The organism is Tepidimicrobium xylanilyticum (genome assembly GCF_900106765.1).
In the GTDB taxonomy this organism is placed as follows: Bacteria; Bacillota; Clostridia; order Tissierellales; family Tepidimicrobiaceae; genus Tepidimicrobium; species Tepidimicrobium xylanilyticum.
The window spans coordinates 134,424-158,210 of the sequence record NZ_FNNG01000003.1 but is presented as its reverse complement, the minus strand read 5'-3'; the positions used below and the strand labels follow the sequence as shown (position 1 = coordinate 158,210).

The 23,787-nt window shown below is 32.8% G+C and carries 25 protein-coding genes and 1 pseudogene; 24 read left to right on the top strand and 2 right to left on the bottom strand.

Annotation, left to right across the window (positions count from 1 at the left end):
- Positions 1 to 591 precede the first annotated feature (591 nt).
- Together BLV68_RS16250 and BLV68_RS04975 are read left to right on the top strand one after the other, a co-directional pair.
- A pseudogene (locus BLV68_RS16250) lies at positions 592 to 699 on the top strand (BhlA/UviB family holin-like peptide); the annotation flags it as partial.
- Between the two features lie 100 nt (positions 700 to 799).
- Positions 800 to 1,483 carry a peptidoglycan-binding domain-containing protein gene (locus BLV68_RS04975; RefSeq protein WP_200773650.1) on the top strand — a complete coding sequence of 228 codons (684 nt, stop codon included), beginning with the start codon at positions 800 to 802 and terminating at the stop codon, positions 1,481 to 1,483.
- 59 nt (positions 1,484 to 1,542) lie between these two features.
- On the opposite strand, the gene BLV68_RS04970 is transcribed toward BLV68_RS04975, so the two are convergent.
- The gene (locus BLV68_RS04970) at positions 1,543 to 2,199 is read right to left on the bottom strand and encodes a hypothetical protein (protein WP_093751443.1); all 657 of its coding nucleotides are present in this window, start codon (positions 2,197 to 2,199) and stop codon (positions 1,543 to 1,545) included.
- Positions 2,200 to 2,329: 130 nt separating this feature from the next.
- Between BLV68_RS04970 and BLV68_RS04965 the strand changes: the two genes are divergently transcribed.
- The gene (locus BLV68_RS04965; RefSeq protein WP_093751441.1) at positions 2,330 to 3,058 is read left to right on the top strand and encodes an ABC transporter ATP-binding protein; all 729 of its coding nucleotides are present in this window, start codon (positions 2,330 to 2,332) and stop codon (positions 3,056 to 3,058) included.
- The gene (locus BLV68_RS04960; protein ID WP_093751439.1) at positions 3,051 to 4,718 is read left to right on the top strand and encodes a putative ABC transporter permease subunit; all 1,668 of its coding nucleotides are present in this window, start codon (positions 3,051 to 3,053) and stop codon (positions 4,716 to 4,718) included. The genes BLV68_RS04965 and BLV68_RS04960 overlap by 8 nt, the downstream gene beginning before the upstream one ends.
- Before the next feature lie 74 nt (positions 4,719 to 4,792).
- On the opposite strand, the gene BLV68_RS04955 is transcribed toward BLV68_RS04960, so the two are convergent.
- Positions 4,793 to 6,166 (bottom strand): MATE family efflux transporter, encoded by a 1,374-nt coding sequence (locus BLV68_RS04955; RefSeq protein ID WP_093751437.1) that lies wholly within the window; start codon positions 6,164 to 6,166, stop codon positions 4,793 to 4,795.
- A 157-nt stretch (positions 6,167 to 6,323) separates the two neighbouring features.
- Between BLV68_RS04955 and BLV68_RS04950 the strand changes: the two genes are divergently transcribed.
- The 20 genes from BLV68_RS04950 to BLV68_RS04855 all read left to right on the top strand — a co-directional run bounded on the left by BLV68_RS04950 (position 6,324) and on the right by BLV68_RS04855 (position 23,774).
- The gene (locus tag BLV68_RS04950) at positions 6,324 to 7,121 is read left to right on the top strand and encodes a M55 family metallopeptidase (RefSeq protein WP_093751435.1); all 798 of its coding nucleotides are present in this window, start codon (positions 6,324 to 6,326) and stop codon (positions 7,119 to 7,121) included.
- A 50-nt stretch (positions 7,122 to 7,171) separates the two neighbouring features.
- The gene (locus tag BLV68_RS04945) at positions 7,172 to 8,545 is read left to right on the top strand and encodes an MATE family efflux transporter (protein ID WP_093751433.1); all 1,374 of its coding nucleotides are present in this window, start codon (positions 7,172 to 7,174) and stop codon (positions 8,543 to 8,545) included.
- Position 8,546: 1 nt separating this feature from the next.
- Positions 8,547 to 8,963, top strand: coding sequence for a DUF1893 domain-containing protein (locus BLV68_RS04940; protein WP_093751431.1), 417 nt, complete (start codon positions 8,547 to 8,549; stop codon positions 8,961 to 8,963).
- 13 nt (positions 8,964 to 8,976) lie between these two features.
- The gene (locus BLV68_RS04935) at positions 8,977 to 10,266 is read left to right on the top strand and encodes an amidohydrolase (protein ID WP_093751429.1); all 1,290 of its coding nucleotides are present in this window, start codon (positions 8,977 to 8,979) and stop codon (positions 10,264 to 10,266) included.
- 158 nt (positions 10,267 to 10,424) lie between these two features.
- The gene (locus tag BLV68_RS04930) at positions 10,425 to 11,027 is read left to right on the top strand and encodes a V-type ATP synthase subunit I domain-containing protein (protein WP_093751427.1); all 603 of its coding nucleotides are present in this window, start codon (positions 10,425 to 10,427) and stop codon (positions 11,025 to 11,027) included.
- Between the two features lie 12 nt (positions 11,028 to 11,039).
- Positions 11,040 to 12,302, top strand: a complete 1,263-nt coding sequence (locus tag BLV68_RS04925; RefSeq protein ID WP_093751425.1) for an NAD(P)H-hydrate dehydratase — start codon at positions 11,040 to 11,042, stop codon at positions 12,300 to 12,302.
- A 130-nt stretch (positions 12,303 to 12,432) separates the two neighbouring features.
- Complete coding sequence (gene alr / locus BLV68_RS04920; protein WP_093751423.1) at positions 12,433 to 13,608, top strand: alanine racemase; 1,176 nt, start codon at positions 12,433 to 12,435, stop codon at positions 13,606 to 13,608.
- A 116-nt stretch (positions 13,609 to 13,724) separates the two neighbouring features.
- The gene (locus tag BLV68_RS04915; RefSeq protein ID WP_093751421.1) at positions 13,725 to 14,006 is read left to right on the top strand and encodes a CopG family ribbon-helix-helix protein; all 282 of its coding nucleotides are present in this window, start codon (positions 13,725 to 13,727) and stop codon (positions 14,004 to 14,006) included.
- Positions 14,003 to 14,353, top strand: a complete 351-nt coding sequence (locus tag BLV68_RS04910) for a type II toxin-antitoxin system PemK/MazF family toxin (RefSeq protein WP_093751419.1) — start codon at positions 14,003 to 14,005, stop codon at positions 14,351 to 14,353. Before BLV68_RS04915 ends, BLV68_RS04910 begins: the two co-directional genes overlap by 4 nt.
- 153 nt (positions 14,354 to 14,506) lie before the next feature.
- Positions 14,507 to 15,283, top strand: a complete 777-nt coding sequence (locus tag BLV68_RS04905) for a GNAT family N-acetyltransferase (RefSeq protein ID WP_159428616.1) — start codon at positions 14,507 to 14,509, stop codon at positions 15,281 to 15,283.
- A gap of 23 nt (positions 15,284 to 15,306) precedes the next feature.
- Positions 15,307 to 15,813 (top strand): hypothetical protein, encoded by a 507-nt coding sequence (locus BLV68_RS04900; RefSeq protein WP_093751415.1) that lies wholly within the window; start codon positions 15,307 to 15,309, stop codon positions 15,811 to 15,813.
- Positions 15,814 to 16,719: a PIG-L deacetylase family protein gene (locus BLV68_RS04895; RefSeq protein ID WP_093751413.1), complete on the top strand. Its 906-nt coding sequence runs from the start codon at positions 15,814 to 15,816 to the stop codon at positions 16,717 to 16,719.
- A 33-nt stretch (positions 16,720 to 16,752) separates the two neighbouring features.
- Positions 16,753 to 17,841, top strand: a complete 1,089-nt coding sequence (locus BLV68_RS04890; protein ID WP_159428615.1) for a glycosyltransferase — start codon at positions 16,753 to 16,755, stop codon at positions 17,839 to 17,841.
- Between the two features lie 58 nt (positions 17,842 to 17,899).
- A complete protein-coding gene (locus tag BLV68_RS04885; protein WP_093751409.1) occupies positions 17,900 to 19,018 on the top strand; it encodes a glycosyltransferase family 4 protein in 1,119 nt (372 codons plus the stop codon).
- 4 nt (positions 19,019 to 19,022) lie between these two features.
- Positions 19,023 to 19,484 carry a DUF4330 domain-containing protein gene (locus BLV68_RS04880; RefSeq protein ID WP_093751407.1) on the top strand — a complete coding sequence of 154 codons (462 nt, stop codon included), beginning with the start codon at positions 19,023 to 19,025 and terminating at the stop codon, positions 19,482 to 19,484.
- 19 nt (positions 19,485 to 19,503) lie between these two features.
- Positions 19,504 to 19,998 carry a DUF4330 domain-containing protein gene (locus BLV68_RS04875; protein ID WP_093751405.1) on the top strand — a complete coding sequence of 165 codons (495 nt, stop codon included), beginning with the start codon at positions 19,504 to 19,506 and terminating at the stop codon, positions 19,996 to 19,998.
- Positions 19,999 to 20,008: 10 nt separating this feature from the next.
- Entirely contained in the window at positions 20,009 to 20,518 is a 510-nt protein-coding gene (locus BLV68_RS04870) for a hypothetical protein (RefSeq protein WP_093751403.1), read from the top strand.
- Positions 20,519 to 20,540: 22 nt separating this feature from the next.
- Entirely contained in the window at positions 20,541 to 21,884 is a 1,344-nt protein-coding gene (locus BLV68_RS04865) for an O-antigen ligase family protein (protein ID WP_093751401.1), read from the top strand.
- A gap of 31 nt (positions 21,885 to 21,915) precedes the next feature.
- Positions 21,916 to 23,010 carry a polysaccharide pyruvyl transferase CsaB gene (gene csaB, locus BLV68_RS04860; protein WP_093751399.1) on the top strand — a complete coding sequence of 365 codons (1,095 nt, stop codon included), beginning with the start codon at positions 21,916 to 21,918 and terminating at the stop codon, positions 23,008 to 23,010.
- Positions 23,011 to 23,018: 8 nt separating this feature from the next.
- Positions 23,019 to 23,774 (top strand): WecB/TagA/CpsF family glycosyltransferase, encoded by a 756-nt coding sequence (locus BLV68_RS04855; RefSeq protein WP_093751397.1) that lies wholly within the window; start codon positions 23,019 to 23,021, stop codon positions 23,772 to 23,774.
- Positions 23,775 to 23,787 lie beyond the last annotated feature (13 nt).

Genomic DNA, 23,787 nt, shown 5'->3' with positions numbered 1-23,787 from the left:
TACTACGATAGGTTGCAAAAAAATTTTATCGATTAAATTAAGTGTTATCCGAGCTTTTAAAGTTTTAATTGTAATCTCATTAAGGTTTTGAAGGTGAAATAAAACTATTGATAAAGCTATTAGGGAAATATTAAAGTTATTAATGCTACTGAATATCAATCTCTAAAATCCACTACTGGTATTGGTCTCGTATTGGCTAGTAGTATATTAGCCTAGATTGGTTCTATTGGTGTATTTGATTTTCACAATGCTTTAGATAAATATGCAGGTCTAACACTGGAAATAAACACCTTATACACTATTTGGTTAAAGCTACCAATAGTGTTATAAACAATATGCCTGAATCCAAAAGATATTCCTAGAATGCTTTATTGCCATATTATAACATATTCCTCAACTGGTCTCAATTTTAATTCCTAAATTTTGGGATAAAAACGTCAAATACATAAAAAATAAGTTTACATTTTAACTCCTTTTGTAGCAGTGTTAAGAAAAAATGATTTTAAAGGAGGGTAAACAGGTGTGTAGGGAAAGTTTGTTTGAGTTGGAAAATAGTTCAAAACAATGAAAAAGTTATAAAAAAGTTATCAAGAAACAATAGTCAGTTTAACAAAAAAATTTGATGTAATAGAGGATATAGATAAAAACGTGAAAAACATTAGAAATAGCTTGGAAAAATTTAAAAATAAAACTGTATAGCAGGTTGACATATTGGGTTGATAAGTCTCTATATTAAGTAGATACACAAACAGCCGGCTGTTATGTATATCAAAAGAAAATATAGGGAAGGATGATTGGAATGTCAATTAGAGTTTATGTATTTAATGATTATACAAATAGCTTTGAATCTTATTATTTGGGCTTAAACGATACATTACCTTATGTTACCAATGATACTTTAAAAGTAAAAGAATTTAGAGGAAGTTCCAGTTCTACTGTTTTATGGACGCATAGAAAATTTATGGAAGCATGGAATACTCTTAGAACAGCTTGGGGCAAGGGTATATATGTTCCATTTGCCTTTAAAAGAATATGGGAAGGAGGGCATAGTTACCAATCTCAGCATTATGCTGGAGTAGCTATAGACTGTGGTCAAAATTTAAATGAAACAGAAAGAGAAAAGTTACGTAATTTAGCTAAATCCCTTGGTGTTTTTGAATATGTAGAGCCTAAATCTGATGCTCCTACATGTGTTCATATCGATAAGAGGTTAAAACCTCCTGCATGTGAAACCGGGTATATAACTCTAAGAAATGGTAGCAAAAATACCTGTGTATTTGTGCTTCAAGATGCATTGAATGCATTAGGATATACTGGTGGTGGTTTAGATGGAATTTTTGGTTCAGGAACTGAAAATTCTGTTAGAAGATTCCAGAGGGATCAAGGGTTAACTGTAGATGGTATAGTAGGATGTAATGCTTGGAGAAGGTTGACGAGTTTAGCAAAAGGCATTGGGAAAACTAATACCGTTGTAAATCCATGACCATAGGCTAAAAATTTAGTCAGCCTAAAGTATAAATATACTTTAGGCTGACTTTTGTTCTAATTAAATAAATCACACATTCCTTCTTTAGTATCTTTCCAAATCCATTCTTGAAAAATGGCTTTGAACTCTGGAATTAATATTTCTCCAAATTCCATATTGTCTATATGCAAATATATAATAAACAATCTTTTACTATGTTCTCCAAGCCAAACATAACCAGATTTTAAGGTTTCTCCATTTTTAGGTATAGTCATCATATAATAGACCGTATTCCATTGAGAAGATTTGTCTTCTATCTTTTCAGCTTGAGAATATTTTTCAACTATGCTTTCTACTTTCTCTAATGCTTTAATTTCATCTATAGTATCTGGCAAAATAAGGATTTCTACAAAACTTAATTCTTTCCATGATATTATAGTATTATTATCTTCTAGGACAATGTCGCAGTTTTCGGGTACATAAGTTATAAAAGGTAAACTTTTATCATCTAATAGTTTAAAAATTCTATTTTCTTCTATACCCTCTATGGATAAAGATATATCTTTTTTGTCTTCTAGTTTTAGGTCTTCATCAAGATATTCTTTTTCATTAATAATATTCTCTTTTTCATTAGTATTTAGACTCACAATTGGCTCAAGATTATTAGTTTTTTCACAGGAAGTAATGTTAAAGATACTAATAAATAAAAATAAAAATAAATATACTTTTTTCACCCTGTATTCCCCCCTTTTCCATATTATAACATTGTATAAAATTTGGAACAATAAAATATAAACTTTGATGTTGAAAAACATAAGCGTTTGTTATATTATATATATAACATATATAAAAGGAGGGATAGCCTTGTTAAAACTGCAAAACTTGTCTAAAACCTATAGTAAAGGAGAAGTTAAAGCCGTAGATAATATAAATTTGGATATTAAACCAGGAGAGATATTTGGTTTTTTAGGACCCAATGGTGCGGGCAAGACCACAACCATAAAGATGATAGTGGGTTTACTTAAACCAGATGATGGGAAAGTTTATATTAATGGAATAGATGCATGGGAAAATCCCATAGAAGCAAAAAGACAATTATCCTATGTACCAGATACACCAGAAATATACGATAAATTAAAGGGCATAGAATACCTTAATTTCATAGCCGATATGTATGAAGTGCCTAGGGAGATTAGACAGGAAAGAATGGAGAAGTACTTGGAAATATTCAATCTGAAACATGCCATAGGGGACATTATTGGCAGTTACTCTCATGGTATGAAACAGAAATTGGTGCTTATTTCTGCCCTAATCCATGAACCTAGTCTATTCATATTGGATGAGCCTATGGTAGGATTAGATCCGAAGTCCTCCTTTCAATTAAAGGAGATTATGAGGGAGAGATGTGATGAAGGAAAGACTGTGTTTTTTTCAACCCATATCTTGGAAGTAGCTGAAAAATTGTGCGATAGATTAGCCATTATCAATAAGGGGAAGATAATCGCCTTAGGTACTATGGAGGAACTACGTAGTCGTGCAGAAGAAAGGGAGTCCCTAGAAAAAATCTTCTTGGAGTTGACGGAAAATGAATAAGATATTATCCTTAGTCAAAACCGATTTAAATAATACCTTTGGCTTATCAGCATTACAATATAAACTTATAAATAAAAGGGATAGATTGCAAATTATCATTTTTGGTATTGTAATTCTTTCAGTTTTACCTTCTTATTTGATGCTAATAAAGGGATTATCTAATCTATACGAAGCCTATAATAGCATAGGACAGGAATCTATGTTTTTATTGAATGGATTTTTATTATCCCAAATGACCGTATTTATATTAGGAATACTCTATGTAATGTCAAAAAACTATTTTTCAAATGATTTAAATGTGTTGGTACCTTTACCACTGAAACCTAGGGAGATAATTGGAAGTAAATTTATATCTTTGATGGTCAATGAATATTTGACCTCTTTCCCAATTATACTTCCCTTTATAATTATATTTGGGTTTAAAGGAAATGAAGGTCTACTATACTGGCTATATGCTTTAATACTAATTATATTCTTGCCAGTAATACCTTTGGCTTTGGCTTCAATAGTGGTAATGCTCTTTATGAAGTATACGAATATTAGAGGTAGAAAGGATTTATTTCGAATTATTGGTTATTTTGTATTTATAATAGGCTTACTTGCTTTCCAATTTAAAATCCAATCTTTAGCCCAAAATGCCCTGATGGAAGGAGAGGACTTATTTATAAAAATAGCAACGGATTCAAATCTATTGGTTAAAAGATTAGGATTAAGTTTTCCACCAAGCATGTGGGGTGCATTAACTTTAAGCAATTATATTAGTATAATGGGTCTAGTAAACCTAATATTATTCGTAGGTTTATCTATATTAATATTTTTGGCAATGGTATATATAAGCGAAAGGGTATTTTTTGATGGTCTTATTGGGAATTTAGAAGTGGGTACCTTTAGAGGAAGTAGTGAGATTAAGGTATCAGACTACAGTAAAAGATTTCCTGCTTTTATAGCCTTGGGATTAAAGGAGATAAAAATGCTTATAAGGACTCCTGTTTATCTATTGAATTCTGTTGTAGGGGTAGTTATAGTACCTATATTATTGGTTCTGTCTACTTCCATGGATAGGAGTCAATCTATGGAAGGATTAAATATATTAATAAGTAGTTACTCTCATTTAATACCCCTTATGGGTGCTGGAATGATTACCTTATTGGGTATTATGAACTGTGTAGGGTGTACCACTTTTTCTAGAGAAGGTAGAAGTCTTTGGATTCAAAGGACACTACCTATAAAGGCAAGGGATCAAATATTGGGTCGAGTTTTATCTTCCCTTTTCGTACAGTTAATAGGAATTTTAGCGCTATTAGGAGCTATAGCTTATTTAGGCTTATTAAACTTAGAAGATGTATTTTGGATTACAGTACTGGGGATTTTAGGGAGTATTGCCACGACGGAACTGGGTATGATAGTAGACATACTTAGACCACTGCTTAATTGGGATAATCCACAAAAGGTTATGAAGCAGAATTTAAATGTATTAATAGCAATGGGAATAGGTTCCCTTTACCTATTGGGGATAGGATTTCTAGCATACAAACTATTGGATAAAATTAGTATTTTATTCATATATGGGATAATAGGTTTTATTTTCATTCTCACAACCATCCTATTCTATATACTCCTTAAGGGGTTGATAGAAAGGCAGTTTAAAATATTGGAGTAATATTATAGAAGGCATAATGAGAATTAAATCATTATGCCTTTTATATTTTGCTATTGGTATTATCAGTAAAATTTTTAAACCCTTTTAGTTTTCCATTTTCCCTTATTATAATGGATTAATATTGTAATTAATTCTCCAATTTCCGACGCTGTAAAGCTAATCCAGATATAGATTTCCGATAGGTTTAATACTTTAGTGGTGATTAAAAGCATGGTAATTTGTATACCCCATCTGGCAATGATGCTTGCCAAAAGAAAAGGGAGGTTGTAGCCAGAACCGGTAAATACGGAACCTAGCCCTATAGACCATCCAGCAAATATTAGAGATGGGATTAGAATCCTTACCATTGGAATTCCTATTCTTATGACTTCAAAATCGTTTATAAAAGTAGCCATTATTTTATCAGGCACCATTATGGATATGAGGGATATAAAGCTCATCATTATTACATTGACTAGGGCAGAAAATTTAGCTGCATCTATTGCTTTATCTATTTTTTCAGCACCTAGGGCCTGACCTACTATAGTACTTGCGCCTGATGATATACCAAAAATAGGCATAAGAGCGAAGCTAAACAGTCTAGAACCAATTCCCATAGCTGCTACCGTGTTGGTACCATAAATAGATACGAACTTTAATATGATTATGTTAGATAAGTTTCTCATTAGCATTTCTATACCCGTTGGCAGTCCTATGGTCAATAATTTTTTATCTATTTCCCAATCCAATTGAATTAGCCCTTTAAGGTTTATATTAATTTTCTTATTTCCTCTTAGCAATACATAGAACCCTAAAGCAAAGGCAATTATGGTAGAAATAACTGTGGCTAAAGCTGCACCAAATACCCCCATATTAAAGCCAGGTATGTTGGTTCCCGGTATCTTATCAAACATAAATATGGGGTCTAATATCATGTTAACTATGGAGGATATTATCATTATTCTCATAGGAGTTGTGGCATCTCCTAAACATCTTAGAGCAGTATTTACTGAATAGGATAAAAATAAGATGGGGAGGAAAAACATCCTTATATATCCATAATCTAAAGCAGCTTCAAGGACCAGTGGGTCTGATGTAAAAAATGATAGCATGGGTTTTAATATAACTGATGTTATAAGTGCCGAGACAATAGCCACTAGGGCTTTAAAGGTTAGAGTTTGTTCTATTATCCTTCTTGTCCGTTCAATATCCCCTTTTCCATAACTTTGTGTAATTAGAGAAACAGAGCTAGTACCTATAATTTCATTTAATACCGTTACCAACCAAAAAACAGTAGAGAAGATTGTAACTCCTGCCACTGCAGAAGCTGAGATTCTACCGACCCAAATCATATCCACCATATCGTATACTGCTTGTAAAACGAATCCAAGCATGGTAGGAATAGAAAGTTTAAGTAGGTTTTTTCTTAAATCCCCCATCAATAATTCATTATTTACTAAATTGCTCATCATATTCCTCCCTAAAAGTTATAAGGTGTCTTTGTCGATAAATATATACTAATACATTTTCAATATTAAGGCAATATTGAAAAATAATTATTATCTTACCTTGAAATCTTGCTATAATGAATACATAGAGAATTATTTCTTGAAGGAGGAAAAGGCTATGAAAATATACATAAGTGCAGACATTGAAGGTGTAACCGGGGTAACCCATTGGAATGAAACGGAAAAGTCTGAAGCTGACTATAAGGAATTTGCCCATCAAATGACCTTGGAAGTAAAGGCTGCCTGCGAAGGAGCCATTAATGCAGGTGCAGATGAAATTTGGGTAAAAGATGCTCACGATAGCGCTAGGAACATAGACCATAACCTATTGCCTAAAAGCACCAAGTTGATTAGAGGCTGGAGTGGCCATATGTTTTCTATGGTTCAAGAGTTAGACGAAACCTTTGATGCCTTAGTATTTATAGGATACCATTCAGCTGGAGGTACTAATGACAATCCTTTATCCCACACTATGAATACCAATATAGATTATATGAAACTAAATAGAGAATATCTATCGGAATTCCTTATCCATAGCTATATAGCATCTTATTTAAAGGTACCAGTAGTGTTTTTAAGTGGAGATTTAGGATTATGCAATGAGGTAAAGAAGATAAATGAAAATATAGTTACAGTGGCGGTAAAGGAGGGAAGAGGAAATTCCACTATAAGCATCCATCCTCAGTTGGCTTTAGAGCTGATAAGGGATGGCGTAGAGACAAGCTTAAAAAGGGATTTGTCTCTTTATAAAATAGAGCTGCCAGAGGAATTTAACTTAGAGATAAAATATAGGCAACATGCAGATGCCTTAAAGGCTTTAAATTATAAGGGAGTAGAGGCTATAGATTCCATGAGAGTTAGCTTTAAATCTAAAGATTTAATGGAAATAGTTAGAGCTATAAGGTTTTTAATATAGCCTAGAATGTAGTGAAATTATAATTAAAAACTTAAACAGAGGTAGATTAAATGAGCAGCATAAGTAAAAAGGCAGAAAACAGAATAATTAGAAAGAATATACTATCTATAATCCTGCCTATAACCCTTGAGAACGTTCTTCAGATGACATCTGGAATTATTTCCATGGCTATGGTAGGTAGGATCAACCCTATAGCCGTTGGGGCCATAGGGATGAGCAATATCGTCTTTAATATGATATGGGCTATATTTAGGGGGGTATCAACGGGAGTATCCGTATTCGTTGCTCAAGCTCATGGTGCTAATAACTACATTAAGTTGAAGAAAATCGTCACCCAGACCTTGTTTTTTTCAATCCTATTGGTTATAGTACTTCACCAGTTACTTTTTTGGAATGCTAATACTCTGCTAAAAATATTTGACCCTAGTCAAGAGCTATTAGCTAATGGTACATTGTATCTTAGAATCATTTCTTGGGGACTGCCTTTTATTACTGTCGTTTTAATAGTGGCTGGTGCCTTACAAGGCATGGGAAATGCTAAAACTCCTATGAAGATTGCTATGATAATGAATATTGTAAATATTACCTTTAGTTATGTATTCATATTCGGAAAGTTGGGAATACGGCCTATGGGATTAAAAGGAGCTGCATTCGGTTTATTGATAGCACAAATTATTGCAGCTATATTAGGATTAAAGGTGTTATTTGGAAAAGATGGAGTATTAACCACAATAGGAGATAAATCTCCCATTAATATTCAATTAAAAGAAGTATTGCCTGTATATAGGATAGGATTACCTACCTCTTTTGAAACTATATTCTGGGAAGGTGCAGCCATTCTAATGACTAAAGCTATTCTAACTTATGGAGAAATTGCTTATGCAGCTTATCAACTGGGCTTACAAGCTGAAGCTATTTCCTATATGCCAGCAGCTGGCTTTGGGATAGCAGCTACTACCTTTACAGGCCATGCTATAGGATCTAAAGATGGGGAGGAAGGAAGGAAATATATTCGACAGCTAATTAAATGGACAAGTATACTTACTCTATTCACAGGAGGAGTATTAGTTTTCTTCCCAAAGCAAGTTATGAGACTTTTAACCAATGATGGGGAGATTATAAAAATAGGTGCCATGTATCTATTTGTAATGGGTTTGGTGCAGATACCGCAAAATATTAACGGTGTATTCAATGGAGCCTTAAGAGGGGCTGGCTATTCTAAAATTCCAATGATAATAGCCATGTTAGGCTTGTGGTTGATAAGGGTACCTCTTTCCTTATTGGTTGCCTTTGTATTTAAGGTTAGTATTACTTTTATTTGGGTTGCCCTAGGTTTGGACTTAATATTCAGGTTTATCTGTGGTTTAATATTATTTATGAAAAAGGATGTATATGGCAGTAAATCTTTGATTGAAGGTGAATAAAATGATGGATATAGAATTGGCAAAAAGGTATTTGGAAGAAAAACGTTTGGCCATAGCTGTGGTAAAGGATGGGAAGCTAATATTTAGAAGTCAGGATAGGGGCATTAAACCCATGTATATATTGGCTTCCCAAATGAAAGAGCAAATAAAGGGTTCGTCTGTAGCTGATAGGGTAATAGGTAAAGCAGCAGCTATGCTTTCCATATACTTAGAAGTAAAAGAGGTATATGGAAAGTTAATGTCCAACAAGGCAGTGGAAATACTATTGGAAAACAACATTCCATATAGCTATGATGACTTAAGTCCTTATATTGAGAATAGGGATAGAACGGATATATGCCCTGTTGAAAAGATAGCTCTTAAGGCTCAAACTCCAGAAGAATTTCTTGCCCATTTAAAGGAGTTTTTAGGATATTAGAAGGAGGGATAAAATGGGTATACTCATTAAGAATGTTACCGTAGTGCCTATGAATAGTAAAGATGAGGTCCTGGAAGATACAAATATTTATATTGAAGGGGATAGAATAATTTCAATTGGGGAATTAAAAGAGAACTTTAAAATAGATAAAACCATCGATGGGAAAAACAAGGTGGCTATGCCTGGGCTAATTAATGCCCATACTCATATTGGTATGTCCTTACTTAGGAATTATGCCGATGATTTACCTTTACATGAATGGTTAAATGATAAAATATGGCCTATAGAAGCAAAGCTTACTGGAGACGATGTTTATTGGGGTTCTTTATTAAGCATGGTAGAAATGATCCAATCGGGTACTACTGCCTTCTGTGATATGTATTTTTTTATGGATCAGGTAGGAAAGGGAATAGAAGAAGCAGGCATTAGGGGAGTTTTAACTAGGGGAATTATAGAGGAGAAAGGACAAGAAATAGAAAAACTTGACGATACAAGGAGACTTTACAAGTCATGGCATGGAAATGCTAATGGAAGGATTAAGGTGATGGTAGCACCCCATGCCCCATATACTTGCAGTCCTAAATATTTAGAGGATATAATGGATTTAGCTTACGAATTAAATACTGGGATACACATTCATTTGTCAGAAACCAAAAAGGAAGTGGAAGATAGCTTTAAAACTTATGGCAAATCACCTATAAAACATGTATATGATTTAGGGCTATTTAAACTACCTACTATAGCTGCCCACTGTGTCCATGTTGATGAAGAAGATATTAAGATATTAAAGGATAACAATGTAAGCCCAGTAAATAATCCAAGCAGCAATTTGAAACTGGCCAGTGGATTTGCACCTGTAGACCAGATGCTCAAATCTGGAATTAATGTATGCTTAGGTACTGATGGGTCATCCAGCAATAATAATTTAAACATGTTTGAAGAAATTCACTTGGCTTCCATAGTTAACAAGGCAGTTAATATGGATGCTGTATCTGTGCCTGCTATAACAGCCTTGGAGATGGCTACCATCAATGGAGCTAAGGCCTTACTATGGGATGAAGAGATAGGCTCCATTGAAGTAGGTAAAAAGGCCGATATTATATTAATCGATATGTATAAATCACATCTATATCCACGGCATAATATAATTTCAGCATTGGCTTATTCGGTACAAGGTTCCGATGTAGATACGGTAATAGTGGATGGAAACATAATAATGGAAAATAGGGAAATAAAGACTTTAGATGTTGAAAAGATTATATTTAATGCAGAAAAAGTTGCTAAGGATTTGGTAAATAGATAAAAAATAAGGCAATGAACTAATGATAAGTTAGTTCATTGCCTTATTTTTTAACCAAAAGAAAAACTTTTGTATATGGAATATTATCAAAAAATAATCTTAATATCTCATCCCTTCATGAAGGATTATGTAGTATAATCTTTTATAGAGGAGTGAATATTATGGCATTTAAAAAAATAGATTTGGATGAAAAGATAATTTTGAAAAATAAGATTCCTTTATTGATAGAGGATGAGACTTGGGTCAAACTGTTTGGAGATGTGAACAACAAGGACATTCAATATGCTGAGGAGGAATTAAAAGAGCTGGTAGAAAGGAAAAGGGAATTGGAAAGAAGGCAAAAAACCCTTCAAAAGGATAAAACCATGGCAATGAAGATGATTTTAGGAATATCAAATGCTGTAAATAATGAAAACAAGGTTCATACTGTTGGATTACTAGATGAATATAAGGAAAAAATAGAGGGAATTAACGAGGAGTTAGATGATATAACTTATCAATTGGAAACCCTCCCACAAGAAATTAGGGAATTAAACTTCCAACTGTTAGAGGCTACAGTTTACTATGGTTATAAAGAACTTAAAACAAGAGAGTCCAAATTAAAGGAAATTGTTGATGAGTTGGAAAGGCTGAGGAAAAGGATTAAAGTATTGATCAATGAGAAATACGACTATGAAGAATGGATAAATTTAACTTATTCTTTCTTACATGGGCTATTAGGTAGGGAGGAAACTGAAAAATTGGATGAGCGAATATTGGAATAAAGGGGAATCTTTATGGTTTTAAGAAATGGAGTAGATATAGTTAAAGTATCCAGAATTGAAGAAATGCTGATGAATAAAAGGGAAAGCTTTTTGAGGAAAGTATTTACCCAAACTGAAAAGGAATATATAGAGAAGAAAAGATACAATCCTCAAACTGTATCCGGAATATTTGCTGCAAAAGAGGCTTTGTCAAAGATGTTAGGAACTGGCATTGGGAAAATAAACTGGAAGGACGTAGAAGTACTCCATGACGATAATGGAAAGCCCTTTGTAAGCCTGTATGGTGAAGGGCTGAAAATTGCCAAAAAATTAGGTATTATAAATATTCAATTGTCTATATCCCATGAAAGAGAGTATGCTATAGCTTTTGTAATAGGGATGGAAGGGACTAAAGAAGAAATAACTATTCCTCCTGAGATTAAAAACATATTACCTAAAAGGAAGGAGAATTCACATAAAGGTACCTTTGGTAGACTAGGAGTAATTGCCGGTAGTAAAGGTATGACTGGATCTGCCTATTTAACTACTATGGCAGCTCTCAAAAGCGGCAGTGGACTAGTTTATACTATCATCCCCAATAGCTTATGTGATATTTTTTCAGTGAAATTGACAGAGGCCATAATTAAACCTGTAGAAGATAGGGGAACTGGTCATTTTGTTTTTGATTCCTTTAAGGAAATAGAAGAAATAATAGGAGATATGGATGTCTTAGCGATTGGACCTGGGATAGGGGTTGATGAATCTAGAATAGAATTAGTGGAGAGGATACTTTTAACCTATCAAAAGCCGATAGTATTAGATGCTGATGGCATAAATTGTATTTCAAAGGGCAATCCAGAGGTATTGAGAAATAGAAAGGGTGATACTATAATAACCCCTCATCCTGGAGAACTTTCAAGGCTATTAAATGTAGATACTAAAACTATTCAAGGGCAGCGGTTAGAATATTCTAAATTTGTTTCTAATAAATATAATGTAATAAACGTATTGAAAGGGGCTAATACTGTAGTTACTAGCCCAAAAGGAGATGTATATATAAATACAACGGGAAATCCTGGAATGGCGACTGCTGGTAGCGGAGATGTTTTGACTGGTGTCATTGCCAGTTTTGTAGGGCAAGGAATACCTTCATATGAAGCAGCTTTGCTGGGGGTATACTGTCATGGATTGGCAGGAGATTTGGCTAAGAGAGACAAAGGAGAGTATGGATTGATTTCTGGAGACATACTTGCTAATATTCCTTATAGCATAAAGGAGTTTGAGCTCTTAAGTTAGCATCATAAGATTTGCAAAAATGAAAAAGTTCAAAAAATTTAGTATAAAAAGAAGGATTTTGTCCATAACAGGTTGAATATATTAGATGAAGTAATATTTGGAAGCATATGGCAATGCAAGAGGTGGTAAGATGGATATATTGAAGGATTTGAGACCTGTTTGGGCAGAGGTTAATTTGGATAATTTAGCTCATAATATGAGAGAAGTAAAGAAAAATGTGAATAAAGGCGTTTCGATAATGGCTGTAGTCAAAGCAAATGCATATGGTCATGGGGCTATTAAATCCGCTGAGACCTTCTTAGACAACGGGGCAGAACGATTAGCCGTAGCAACTTTATCGGAAGCTCTGGAACTAAGAAAGGCTAATATAGATGTTCCTATACTTATTCTAGGCTATACTCCCAAATCACAATATTCAAAGGTGTTAAAATATGATATTACCCAAACCATATGGGATTATGAAAGTGCTAAGGTCATTTCGGATGCTGCTGCTCAATTTAATAAAAAGGCTATTGTCCATTTAAAGGTTGATAGCGGCATGGGGCGGGTAGGACTTTTGTGCAGAGATGAGACTATTGAAGCTATAATCAAGATTTCTAAACTTCCCAATCTGGAGATAGAAGGGATTTATACCCATTTTGCTACTGCCGATGAAAAGGATAAAGCTTTTACTAAGGTTCAGTATGAAAGGTTTATGGAAATAATTGAGGCATTGGAAAAGAAGGGATTATTTATTCCTATTAAACATGTATCTAATAGTGCAGCTATAATAGACCTACCAGAATATAACCTAAATATGGTCAGAGCAGGTATTATGTTATATGGCTTTTATCCTTCTAATGAAGTATGTAAAGATAAGGTGCATTTAAAACCCGCAATGAATTTGAAGGCCAGGATTTCCCATGTAAAAAGGGTTCCAAAAGGTACTGGAATTAGTTATGGTCAAATATTCGTTACTGAAAGGGAGTCTAAAATTGCTACCATTCCCATAGGCTATGCTGATGGCTTTACAAGGCTTTTAACCTCTAAAACTGAAGTTTTCTTAAAAGGGAAAAGGATACCAGTTGTAGGTAGAATATGTATGGATCAATGTATGTTAGATGTTACCGATTTAGATAATGTGAAGGTAGGAGATGAGGTAATATTGTTTGGCTATGGGAAAGAAGGGGTCCCCCATGTAGACGAGGTTGCAAATAGATTAAATACTATAAACTATGAAATAGTTTGTATGGTTGGAAGGAGGGTTCCTAGAATATATGTAAAAAATGGAGAAATAATAGATGTAATAGATTATTTATTGGAATAATCCATATTTGAATAAATATCTATTTATATTGACACACTTAATGCTAAGGATATATAATTGACTTATACTTGTGGGCTTTTTTGGTTTTATATAACTTGCTTGGGGGTGGAAATTCAATGGCTGAGACTAAGAGGATTACGGTTAGCCTACCAAATAGTTTGTTAAAAGAGGTAGATTTTATCGTCTCCATGGAAAAGAAGAATAGGAGTGAATTCATTAAAGAGGCTATGAAATTATATATTCGCGAAAAAAGGCGCATGGAAGTTTCTCAAAGATTGAAGGATGGATATGTTGAAATGAGTAAGATAAACTTAGCTCTTGCTGAAATTGGCTTTGAACAGGATATGGCAGAATTAAGCCAATATGAAACAAATTTAACTGGGTGTGAAAAAATGTGAATATAAAAAGAGGAGATGTTTTTTATGCTGACCTGAGTCCTGTTGTTGGTTCAGAGCAAGGTGGAATAAGACCAGTTCTCGTTATCCAGAATGATATAGGGAATAAGTACAGTCCTACTACCATTGTAGCTGCTATTACTTCTCAAATAAATAAAGCTAAGCTACCTACCCATGTGGAAATCAGTGCTCCAGAGTATGGACTTCCAAAAGATTCTGTAGTGTTATTGGAACAGGTTAGAACCATTGACAAGAAGAGACTGCGAGAAAAAATAGGCAGATTCAATGATGAAATGATGGCTAAAGTAGATGAGTGTCTAAAAATAAGTTTAGGTCTTATAGACTTATGAAAATTTAATAGGAGTGCTTTCTATAATGAGTATCAAAAGGCTTCCCCATAATATTTTCGGTAGGAGCCTTTTTTCTTTTATTTAAAAGGCAGCTAAATTGTAGTATAATCAAATGAAGAAGGGTAATATATACGGGAAAGAAGGTGTTGAATTTTGTCGGATAAAGAAGATTTAATTTATACATGTAAGTTGAGCAGTCAATTGTCTAAGGAAGAAAAAGAAGGATTTTTACAAGTCTTCAATAGGGTTTTTAACACCAATTATGATTTAGAATGGTTTAATTGGAAATACTTAGATAATATTTATGGAGATTCATATATTGTTTTGGCTTATGATAAGAACAAGGTTATCGGAATAAGAGCCTTTTGGAGGAACGATATAGGGAATTATCTATGCTACCAACCTTGTGATACAGCCGTATTAAAGGAATATAGGGGAAGGGGTATATTTACAAAAACAAGCTTAACAGCCTTGGAAAACACGAAAGGAGCCTTTATCTATAATTTTCCCAATGAAAACTCTTTGCCAGGGAATTTAAAACTAGGTTGGAAGATAGATAGATTCGCATATTTAGAACCTGTATTTAATAAGGTTAGATTAAAGGATGAAACCCATTTTATAGATGACGACTATTTAATGTGGAGATTTATTAAATCTCCAATAAAAAAATATCACTATTGTCAAAAAGGTGGGGAATTTTACCTGCTATTTAATAGGGGAAAAAATATTTATTATGTATTAGGAAGGTTTAATGGAAAATTTAAAGACTATTTTATTAAAGCTAGTTTTCCTATATTGTTTAAATATACTACCAATAAGACTATCATATATAAAATATTTAAAAACAAGGCTACTATAGTTTTTTATAATAATGGAATAGAAGTTGAAGAAAGGATACCTATTCCCGAGTATAAGGCAGATTACTTTTAATAATTAAAAGAGGAGGAGATTAGATGAAAGCTGCCAATTTCAAGAAAGTTTTATCTGGGTTAATTATAATATTGGTAATTTTAGGAAGTGTATTTGTTTTTTCAGAGCCAGGCTCGGAAACAGACCCTTTGGTGTCATTGAGCTATTTAGAGAAAAAAATAGATGAACTAAAACAATACATAGATAACAGATTATTGAACATTGGAGAGAATAATAATTTGTCTAATACCTTTGTAGTGGTGGAGATATCATCTGGCCAATCTATTATTGGGAAAGGGGGAACAGAGATTATACTGAGAGGGGGAACAGGAAATGGACCTGGAAAAGCGAAGATAGTAGCCATGGGTAAAGATGGCCTATCGGATTTAACAGATGGAAAGGATTTAAAAAGGGGTGAAGAAGTACCTTTAAATCATTTATTGATAGTCCCAAGAGATGATGGAAGAGGAGTTCATGCTATTAATGATTCTGTGTTTTTAGTTAGAGGAGAGTATGAAATAATACAAGGATTAACGGAGGAAGTGAATTAGTTGTTAAAGAAGTTTGTTAAAATCATTTTGAAATATCCTATTATATTACTCAATAATGTATTTTTGCATGTGTATTACAGCTTATGTGAAAAAGGAACCTATGAGAAAACTACTGCTTTCTCGGATAAGAACAACAAGATATTATTTATAGCGCCCCATGTAGATGATGAAACCATTGGAGCGGGAGGAACTCTTTTAATGCATGGGGAAAAAGGGGATCGGATAGTCTGCTTATATGTGGCAGATGGAGGAGGAGCGGTATCTAATCTAGATAAGGAATCCTTAATTCAATTGAGGAAGGAAGAAGCTAATAAGATAAAGGACCTAATTGGGATGGACAAAGTGTATTTTTTAGATATTCCCGATGGACAAGTTATAGTTAAGGATAAATATATCGATAAAGTCTATTCCATTTTAATCAAGGAGAATCCAGATATTATCTATGTTCCTTTCCTTTTGGATGGTCATATAGACCATGTAAATAGTGCGAGGATAGTTATTGAGAGTATAAAACGTTGGAATAGTAGTTTTAATCATATTTATATGTATAGCGTAAATACTCCTATTAGGCCAGATATTATTAATTCAATTACTATAATGGATAAGCATTTATTCCAAAAGAAAAACAGCCTATATCGTGTATTTGAATCTCAATATGTTATGGGATTTGATGCTTTTATGTCGGTTAATAGGGCATTAAGGCTTATTGCAAAGGAAGGTTATGCTTTAGAAGGATTTGTAAAAGGAGATTTAGATAAGATAATTGAATTTAACGATATCCTTATTGAGGAGAAATTTAATCCTTATGAATTTAGGCAACTAAGCAGTAGATATAATTTAATCCTAAGCTATATGAAGAATAAAAAATTGAAGGATAAATACATGGATATATTAAAAAAACTCTAATCATATGAAAGTTTAGCCGAAAGGAGAATGGCTTTGAATATACTCCAAATAATTTTCAGTATAGAAAAGGGCGGTACAGAAACCTATTTGTATAATTTACTAGACAATCCTGAAGAAGATGTGAATTATTTTGTAATATGTGACCATGAAGGGACTAACCATGAAAAAATTTTAAATAGATGCAGTAATGTGGAAATAATGAAGATGAGAAATGTATTCGATATAGTGGCTGCTAGGAAAGTAGCCAAATACTGTAAAGAGAACGATATTGATATAATCCAAACCCATTTTTTGAGGGAAAATTATATTAGCGTTTTATCAAAAATATTTAATCCAAGGGTTAAAATAATATGGACCACCCATTTAATTGCAGAAAATAATAGTATAATTAAGTTTTTCAATAGAATCTTTTCCAAATTTGTAGATAGGATTGTATGTGTTTCTAAAGCTGTGGAATTATCCTTAATAAAAGAAGGCATATCACCAGATAGGATCCAGGTGATATACAATGGGGTGGACACTGATTATTTTAAGCCTTTGGGAGATGGATTTATAAGGGATGAGCTAAATATTGAAAAGGATACCCTTGTATTAACTACCATATCGAGATTTAGGAAGGAAAAGGGTTATAGCTTTTTGATTGAAGGATTAAATGAGTTAAAAAAATATATTGCAAATTTTAAAGCGTTATTAGTAGGAGAAGGAGAAGATCAAGGTTTTATTAGAGAAAAGGTAAAAGAGTATGACTTGGAAAATCATGTGATCTTCTTAGGGTATAGAGAAGATATTCCTGAAATACTAGCAGCTACCGATATTTATATATCTCCTTCCGAAAATGAGGCCATTTCATTTTCTATTATAGAAGCATTATCCTGTGGTGTACCTGTTGTAGCTACCGAGGTTGGAGGAGTTCCAGAAATATTCGAAAAGGGCCATGTGGGAGTTTTAATACCCTTTGGAGATAAAGATAGATTTGCCAAAGTAATTGTTGAATTATATAATAATAATCAGCAGTTAAATTCATTTAAATCGAATTGTAGGGATATGGTAATAAAGAATTTTTCTCAAATTAGTATGCTAGAAAAAACGCACAATTTATATTATGACTTGATTAAAGGATAAATAGATTTAGGAAATATATAAAAGGAGGGTCGAACCTATTATACAATAGGTTAATATAATGAAAGTTTTACATTTAATTAGTGGAGGAGATACAGGAGGGGCTAAGACCCATGTAATAAACTTATTGCAAGAGTTAAACGAAAGAATTGATGTAAAGATTATTTGTTTTATTAAGGGCGAATTCTATTATGAGGCTAAAGAAAAGGGAATCAATATTCAAGTTTTTGAGCAAAAAAAGCGTTATGATCTATCTATCATAAAAAGATTATTGGAAGAAATCAAAAAAGAAGAATATGATTTAATCCATTGCCATGGGGCTAGGGCAAATTTTATTACGTATATCCTAAAAAGGTTTTGTCATATTCCTGCTGTGACTACAATACACAGCGATTATAAATTGGATTTTAAAGGGAACTTTTATAAAAATCTTATTTATAAAAATATTAATTATTTTTCACTGAAACATATTGATTATTATATTGGGGTTTCTGAAAGTTTTAGAGAAATGCTTATAGATAGAAAGTTTGACCCTGATAGGGTAATGACGGTTTATAATGGGATAAATGTGAAGGAAGTTGAATCAGCAAATATAAATAAAAGCTTCTTGCAGGAATATGGAATAATTCTAGATGAAAACACAATAAAGGTAGGGATTTTGGCTAGGTTATATCCTGTAAAGGGAGTGGATGTATTTATAAAAGCTGCCCATAAGGTATTACAAGAAAGACAGGATGTTGAATTTTTTATTGCAGGTGATGGGGAAGAGCGCGAAAACCTATTAAAATTATCAGAAGATTTAGGGATTGATGACAAAGTACATTTATTGGGATATATTCGAGATCCATATAGCTTTATCAACCAAATGGATATAAATACCAATACTTCTTATAGTGAAAGTTTTCCTTATGTAATTTTAGAAGGTGGGGTATTTAAAAAACCTATAATAGCTTCCAATGTGGGTGGAATAAAGGATTTGGTAACTGATGGAGAAACTGGATTAATGTTTGAACCTGGAGATATAGATACTTTAGCAAAGCATATGTTGACATTAATCAAGGATGAAGAGTTAAGAAAGTTCTTGGGCAATAATCTATACGATAAAATTAATAAACTTTATACATCAGAAAAGATGGCAGATAAACAGATATTAATTTACCAACAAATATTAGGTAGGTGATAATATGAAGAGAAAATTTAATTGGATAGATATTGCAATTATCTGTATATTAGTGGCAATTTTTTATGTTGGATATTCATTTGTATTGAAACCTAGCGGTACTTCCGTAGAGAAGGTACCTGTAGAGATAACCTATAGAGTAGAAGGAGTTTTAATGGAATCTGTCAATGGCATTAAAATAGGAGATATTTTTAAGGATAAGGATACTAACCAGGTTATAGGAGAAGTTGTGGCTAAAGAGGTAACGGATGCCTATGAATTAGTGGAAACTGGTGATGGGAGAATAGTGAAGAGCAGAAGACCAAATAGATATGATGTATATATAACTATTAGGGGAGATGCTATAATTACCGATGATTATATCCGTATGGGAGGCAGAGACATGAGAATTGAGGGTACAGTATTTTTGAAGAGTACTTTGAGTTCCGTAAAATCCATTATTACAGATATTAATATACTTGAATAATTCTAGGGAGGAAAGGAAAATGCCTTTATTAGATAAGAAGGGAAGAATTTTTGGGAAATTTAATATACTGGACTTATTTATAATACTTATGGTTTTAATTTTAAGTATAGGTGGTTTTTATAAGATCAGTAGGGCTAATCCAACTGATATGATAAGGCCCAAACCTATTGAATTAAAGATTATAGTTATGAATCGAGAAAAAATAGGCGTGGATGTGATAAAGGAAGGGGATATATTGAAAGAATATGATACAGGGACGATACTAGGGCAAATAAAGAAAGTGGAAGTATATCCAGCATCTACTGAAGTGGTAACGACAGAAGGTGAGATAAAAGCAGCTGAGATTCCAGACAGATATGATTTAATAATTACCATAGATGGAGAGGCTATAGTAACTGATAATTCTATAATATCTGGAAAAAGTGAATTGAGAATAGGCAATAAATTGGTTCTAAGGACAAAAACCTATGCTCTGGACTCTATAATATTAGAAGTGAATGTAAAAGAGGAATAGAGGTGAGTTTGTGGTTTTGAATTTACTGATAGATTTGTGGAAGGATAGCTTTATATGTAGAATATTATCAATAATTAAAAAGGTATTTATTAATAGTTTAAATAATAGCTTCATTATTTCTACTCTCTTAAAGGATGGAAATATTTACGGCAAAAATGGTTTACTATTAAAGACTGTTGAAAGGCTTCATGGAGGTATTATCAAATTATTAAAATGGATTAGGGGAATCTTTTACAAATCCATATCTAATAGTTTGCTAATTAACCTAGTAAACTCTGTTATGGGAACTATTGCTTCCGATATCTATAGATTCATGTTTACAGCTATAGGCACAAGCATATGTACCTTTGGAGTACTATCCTTTATTAAAGGAGTATATTCAATTAAAAGAACCCTATTTATCATAGTTTTAGGGATTTTACCTTTTGTATTTGGATGGCTAAATATTGAAATGGACTTGGTTTTCAAGGATAGCAAGTTTATAAGAATAATAAAGAAAATATTCGACTACAACAGCTAAACAATTTATAGGAGAGAGATATATGGAAAACTATCTTAGAAAGAATAAAGTTAATATAATAGGGCTCATATTTGGATTATTAATAGGAATTATATTATTCCTATTTCCACTAACAAAAGGATTAAAAATGATATTAGGGATTATTGGAGTGGTGCTGGTATTATATAAGCCTGAATTTGGATTATATTTTACGGTAATAACGCTACCACTTATCTCATTTAGATATGTGGCTTTGTTATTTGGATTAACAGCTATTTCTTTTGGATTGAAAATGCTTATAGATGAAGATTTTCGTTTTAAGAAAATACCTATTAAATACTCAATAACATTCTTTTTAGTTCCTTTAGTTTTTGCAGCTATAACTTCCTTTACCTTAAAACAGAGTATTGTGAAGCTAATAGTATATATCATTGCTTTTTTATTCCTATTTTTATCTATGAACTTGATAGATGACAAACGCAAGCTATATTACTTAATAATTGCATTGATTATTGCTGCTACTATAGTAGGGCTTTATGGTTTATATCAATATAAGACGGGAATTGAGTTGAAGGAAAGCTGGATAGATAAGGAGCAAAATCCAGATATTCAAACGAGGGTAATATCAACTTTTGATAACCCTAATATATTAGCCGAATATCTGATACTTACTATTCCCATAACCTTTGCTCTTATATATAATACAGATAGTATATTGAAAAAGTTATTATTTCTTTTAGGATTGATTATTCAGGGGCTATGTATTTTGCTTACTTTTTCTAGAGGTGGTTGGCTTGGACTATTTTTGGCCATGCTGATATTTGCAATTTTTGTTGATAGAAGACTATTATTATTATATATATTAGCAGGAATGGGTTTAATTATAATTAGCCCTAAAGCAATAATGACTAGACTATCAACTATTGGAAGCATGGAGGATAGTTCTAACGCTTATAGGATTCCTTTATGGAAAGCTACTATACAAATGATTAAAGATCACTGGATTAATGGAATTGGTCTGGGAATAAATGCTTTTAGAGCCATATATCCACGTTATATGAGACAGGGGATAGTGGCTGTGCATTCTCATAATGTATTTTTACAAATGTTTTTAGAATCGGGAGTATTTGGCTTTATAGGATTTATAGCTTTTATATTTAATTCAATTAGGGTAAGCTTGATAACTTTTGTTAAGGGAGTAGATGTTAGAATCAAAAGGATCAGTGTATCAGTAATTGCATCAATATTAGGGGTACTTTTTCATGGGCTAGTAGACCATATTTTCTTTAACGATAGGATTATTTTGATGTTTTGGATATTAATTTCAATTGGAATTGTAGGATATATTTTAGAGTTCAGCGATAAAGAGGAGTTAGAAAGCTTCTAGTCTATCAACTATAATAAAGGAGTTTTTTATAATGAAGAAAGTTTTAATATCTGGCTACTATGGATTCGATAATAGTGGGGATGACGCCATATTAAAAGCAATTGTCAAAGATTTAAAGGCAGAGGATGAGTCTATACAAATAACTGCATTTTCCAACAACCCTACTTTCACAGAGCAGATATATGGTATTGAAGCTGTAAATAGATTTGGCATTGTTGATATAATAAGGTCTATTAGGGGTTGTGACCTGTTTATATCTGGGGGAGGAAGCCTATTACAGGATGTAACCAGTACCCGTTCCCTATTATACTATTTAGCCCTAATAAAATTAGCCAAGATATTCAATAAACCTGTAATGGTTTATGCCAATGGCATAGGTCCTATTAATGGAAAGATGAATAGATACATAACTAGGAATATTTTAGAAAAAGTGGATTTAATTACTCTAAGGGATGAGGATTCTAAGAGGTTTGTTGAGGAATTGGGAGTTAGTAATGAAAATATGTATGTAACGGCGGATCCAGTGTTTACTCTAGAGCCTACCGATGAGAAGACTATAGCAGGGCTATTTAAGGCAGAAGGGATAGATGACAATAAACCCTTAATTGGAATTTCGGTTAGAAACTGGACAAATGCAGAAAATTTAGTATCAATTTTAGCTAAAGCTATAGATTATATTGTAGAAAAATACCAAGCAAATGCCATATTAATTCCAATGCATTATCCTGAAGATCTATCCATTAGCAATAGTATATTAGATAGAGTTGCCACTAAAAATTGCTATATCATTTCTAAAAAATATAGTGTAGAAGATATAATGGGTATAATTTGTAGAACAGAGATAATAATAGCCATGAGGCTTCATTCCCTAATATATGCAGCAACTCAAAAAGTACCCATGGTTGGGTTAGTATATGACCCTAAAATAGAAGGGTTTTTGAAATCCATTGGAATGGATAGTATGTGTTCCGTTGAGGATTTAAAATATGATGAACTTATTTCCAATATAGATTATGTATGGCAAAATAGGAGGCATTTGGAGGAAAAGTTAAAGGAAATAGATATACATATGAGGCAACAAGCTCTAAGGAATGTACACATGGCTTTAGAATTATTACGGGAATAGGTGGTTTTATGGAAAGTGTAAGTGTATTTGGAATAAGGATAGATAATATTACCTTAGAAGAAGCAAGTAGGACTGTTGAAGAGTATCTTATGGAAGATGGATTAAAAACCATATCAACCCCTAATACTGAAATTGTAATGAACGCTAAAGATGATGAGTACCTAAGGAGAATAATAAATGAAAGCGATTTAGTAATTCCAGATGGTATTGGACTTATATATGGCTCAAGAATCCGGAAAAAGCCTCTCAAGGAGAGGGTTACCGGTTTTGACCTTTCCATAAAGTTATTAGAGATTGCCAATAAGAAGGGTTATAGCTTATTTTTATTGGGTGGAAAGGAAGGAGTCGCTAAAAGAGCTGGTGAAAATATCAAAATTAAATATCCCAATATAAGATTAGCAGGATATCATCATGGATATTTCAAGGGTAGTCATACTGGACATAAGGATTATGAAGAAGAATTGGAAATAATAGATAAGATTAATAAGTCCAAACCAGATATAATATTTGTTGGATTTGGATTTCCAAGACAAGAAATTTGGATAGCTGAAAATAAAAACAGGATTTATGGAAAAGTTATAATAGGCAATGGAGGAACCATGGATATTTTATCTGGGGATTCTAAACGAGCTCCTGAAATTTTTCAGAAGCTTGGTTTGGAGTGGTTATATAGATTGATCAGGGAGCCTAAGCGCATTAAAAGACAGGTAGTATTGCCTAAATTTATGCTGTATGTATTATTCTCTAAGGATGCTATTCAATAAATAGGAGGCCAAT

Coding starts and splice junctions, on each gene's coding strand:
- BLV68_RS04900 (WP_093751415.1), top strand. CDS start 15,307: ATGAAAGCTGCCAATTTCAAGAAAGTTTTATCTGGGTTAATTATAATA.
- BLV68_RS04940 (WP_093751431.1), top strand. CDS start 8,547: ATGATGGATATAGAATTGGCAAAAAGGTATTTGGAAGAAAAACGTTTG.
- BLV68_RS04945 (WP_093751433.1), top strand. CDS start 7,172: ATGAGCAGCATAAGTAAAAAGGCAGAAAACAGAATAATTAGAAAGAAT.
- BLV68_RS04865 (WP_093751401.1), top strand. CDS start 20,541: ATGGAAAACTATCTTAGAAAGAATAAAGTTAATATAATAGGGCTCATA.
- BLV68_RS04925 (WP_093751425.1), top strand. CDS start 11,040: ATGGTTTTAAGAAATGGAGTAGATATAGTTAAAGTATCCAGAATTGAA.
- BLV68_RS04960 (WP_093751439.1), top strand. CDS start 3,051: ATGAATAAGATATTATCCTTAGTCAAAACCGATTTAAATAATACCTTT.
- BLV68_RS04935 (WP_093751429.1), top strand. CDS start 8,977: ATGGGTATACTCATTAAGAATGTTACCGTAGTGCCTATGAATAGTAAA.
- BLV68_RS04955 (WP_093751437.1), bottom strand. CDS start 6,166: ATGAGCAATTTAGTAAATAATGAATTATTGATGGGGGATTTAAGAAAA.
- alr (WP_093751423.1), top strand. CDS start 12,433: ATGGATATATTGAAGGATTTGAGACCTGTTTGGGCAGAGGTTAATTTG.
- BLV68_RS04880 (WP_093751407.1), top strand. CDS start 19,023: ATGAAGAGAAAATTTAATTGGATAGATATTGCAATTATCTGTATATTA.
- BLV68_RS04915 (WP_093751421.1), top strand. CDS start 13,725: ATGGCTGAGACTAAGAGGATTACGGTTAGCCTACCAAATAGTTTGTTA.
- BLV68_RS04875 (WP_093751405.1), top strand. CDS start 19,504: ATGCCTTTATTAGATAAGAAGGGAAGAATTTTTGGGAAATTTAATATA.
- BLV68_RS04975 (WP_200773650.1), top strand. CDS start 800: ATGTCAATTAGAGTTTATGTATTTAATGATTATACAAATAGCTTTGAA.
- BLV68_RS04930 (WP_093751427.1), top strand. CDS start 10,425: ATGGCATTTAAAAAAATAGATTTGGATGAAAAGATAATTTTGAAAAAT.
- BLV68_RS04855 (WP_093751397.1), top strand. CDS start 23,019: ATGGAAAGTGTAAGTGTATTTGGAATAAGGATAGATAATATTACCTTA.
- BLV68_RS04950 (WP_093751435.1), top strand. CDS start 6,324: ATGAAAATATACATAAGTGCAGACATTGAAGGTGTAACCGGGGTAACC.
- BLV68_RS04885 (WP_093751409.1), top strand. CDS start 17,900: ATGAAAGTTTTACATTTAATTAGTGGAGGAGATACAGGAGGGGCTAAG.
- csaB (WP_093751399.1), top strand. CDS start 21,916: ATGAAGAAAGTTTTAATATCTGGCTACTATGGATTCGATAATAGTGGG.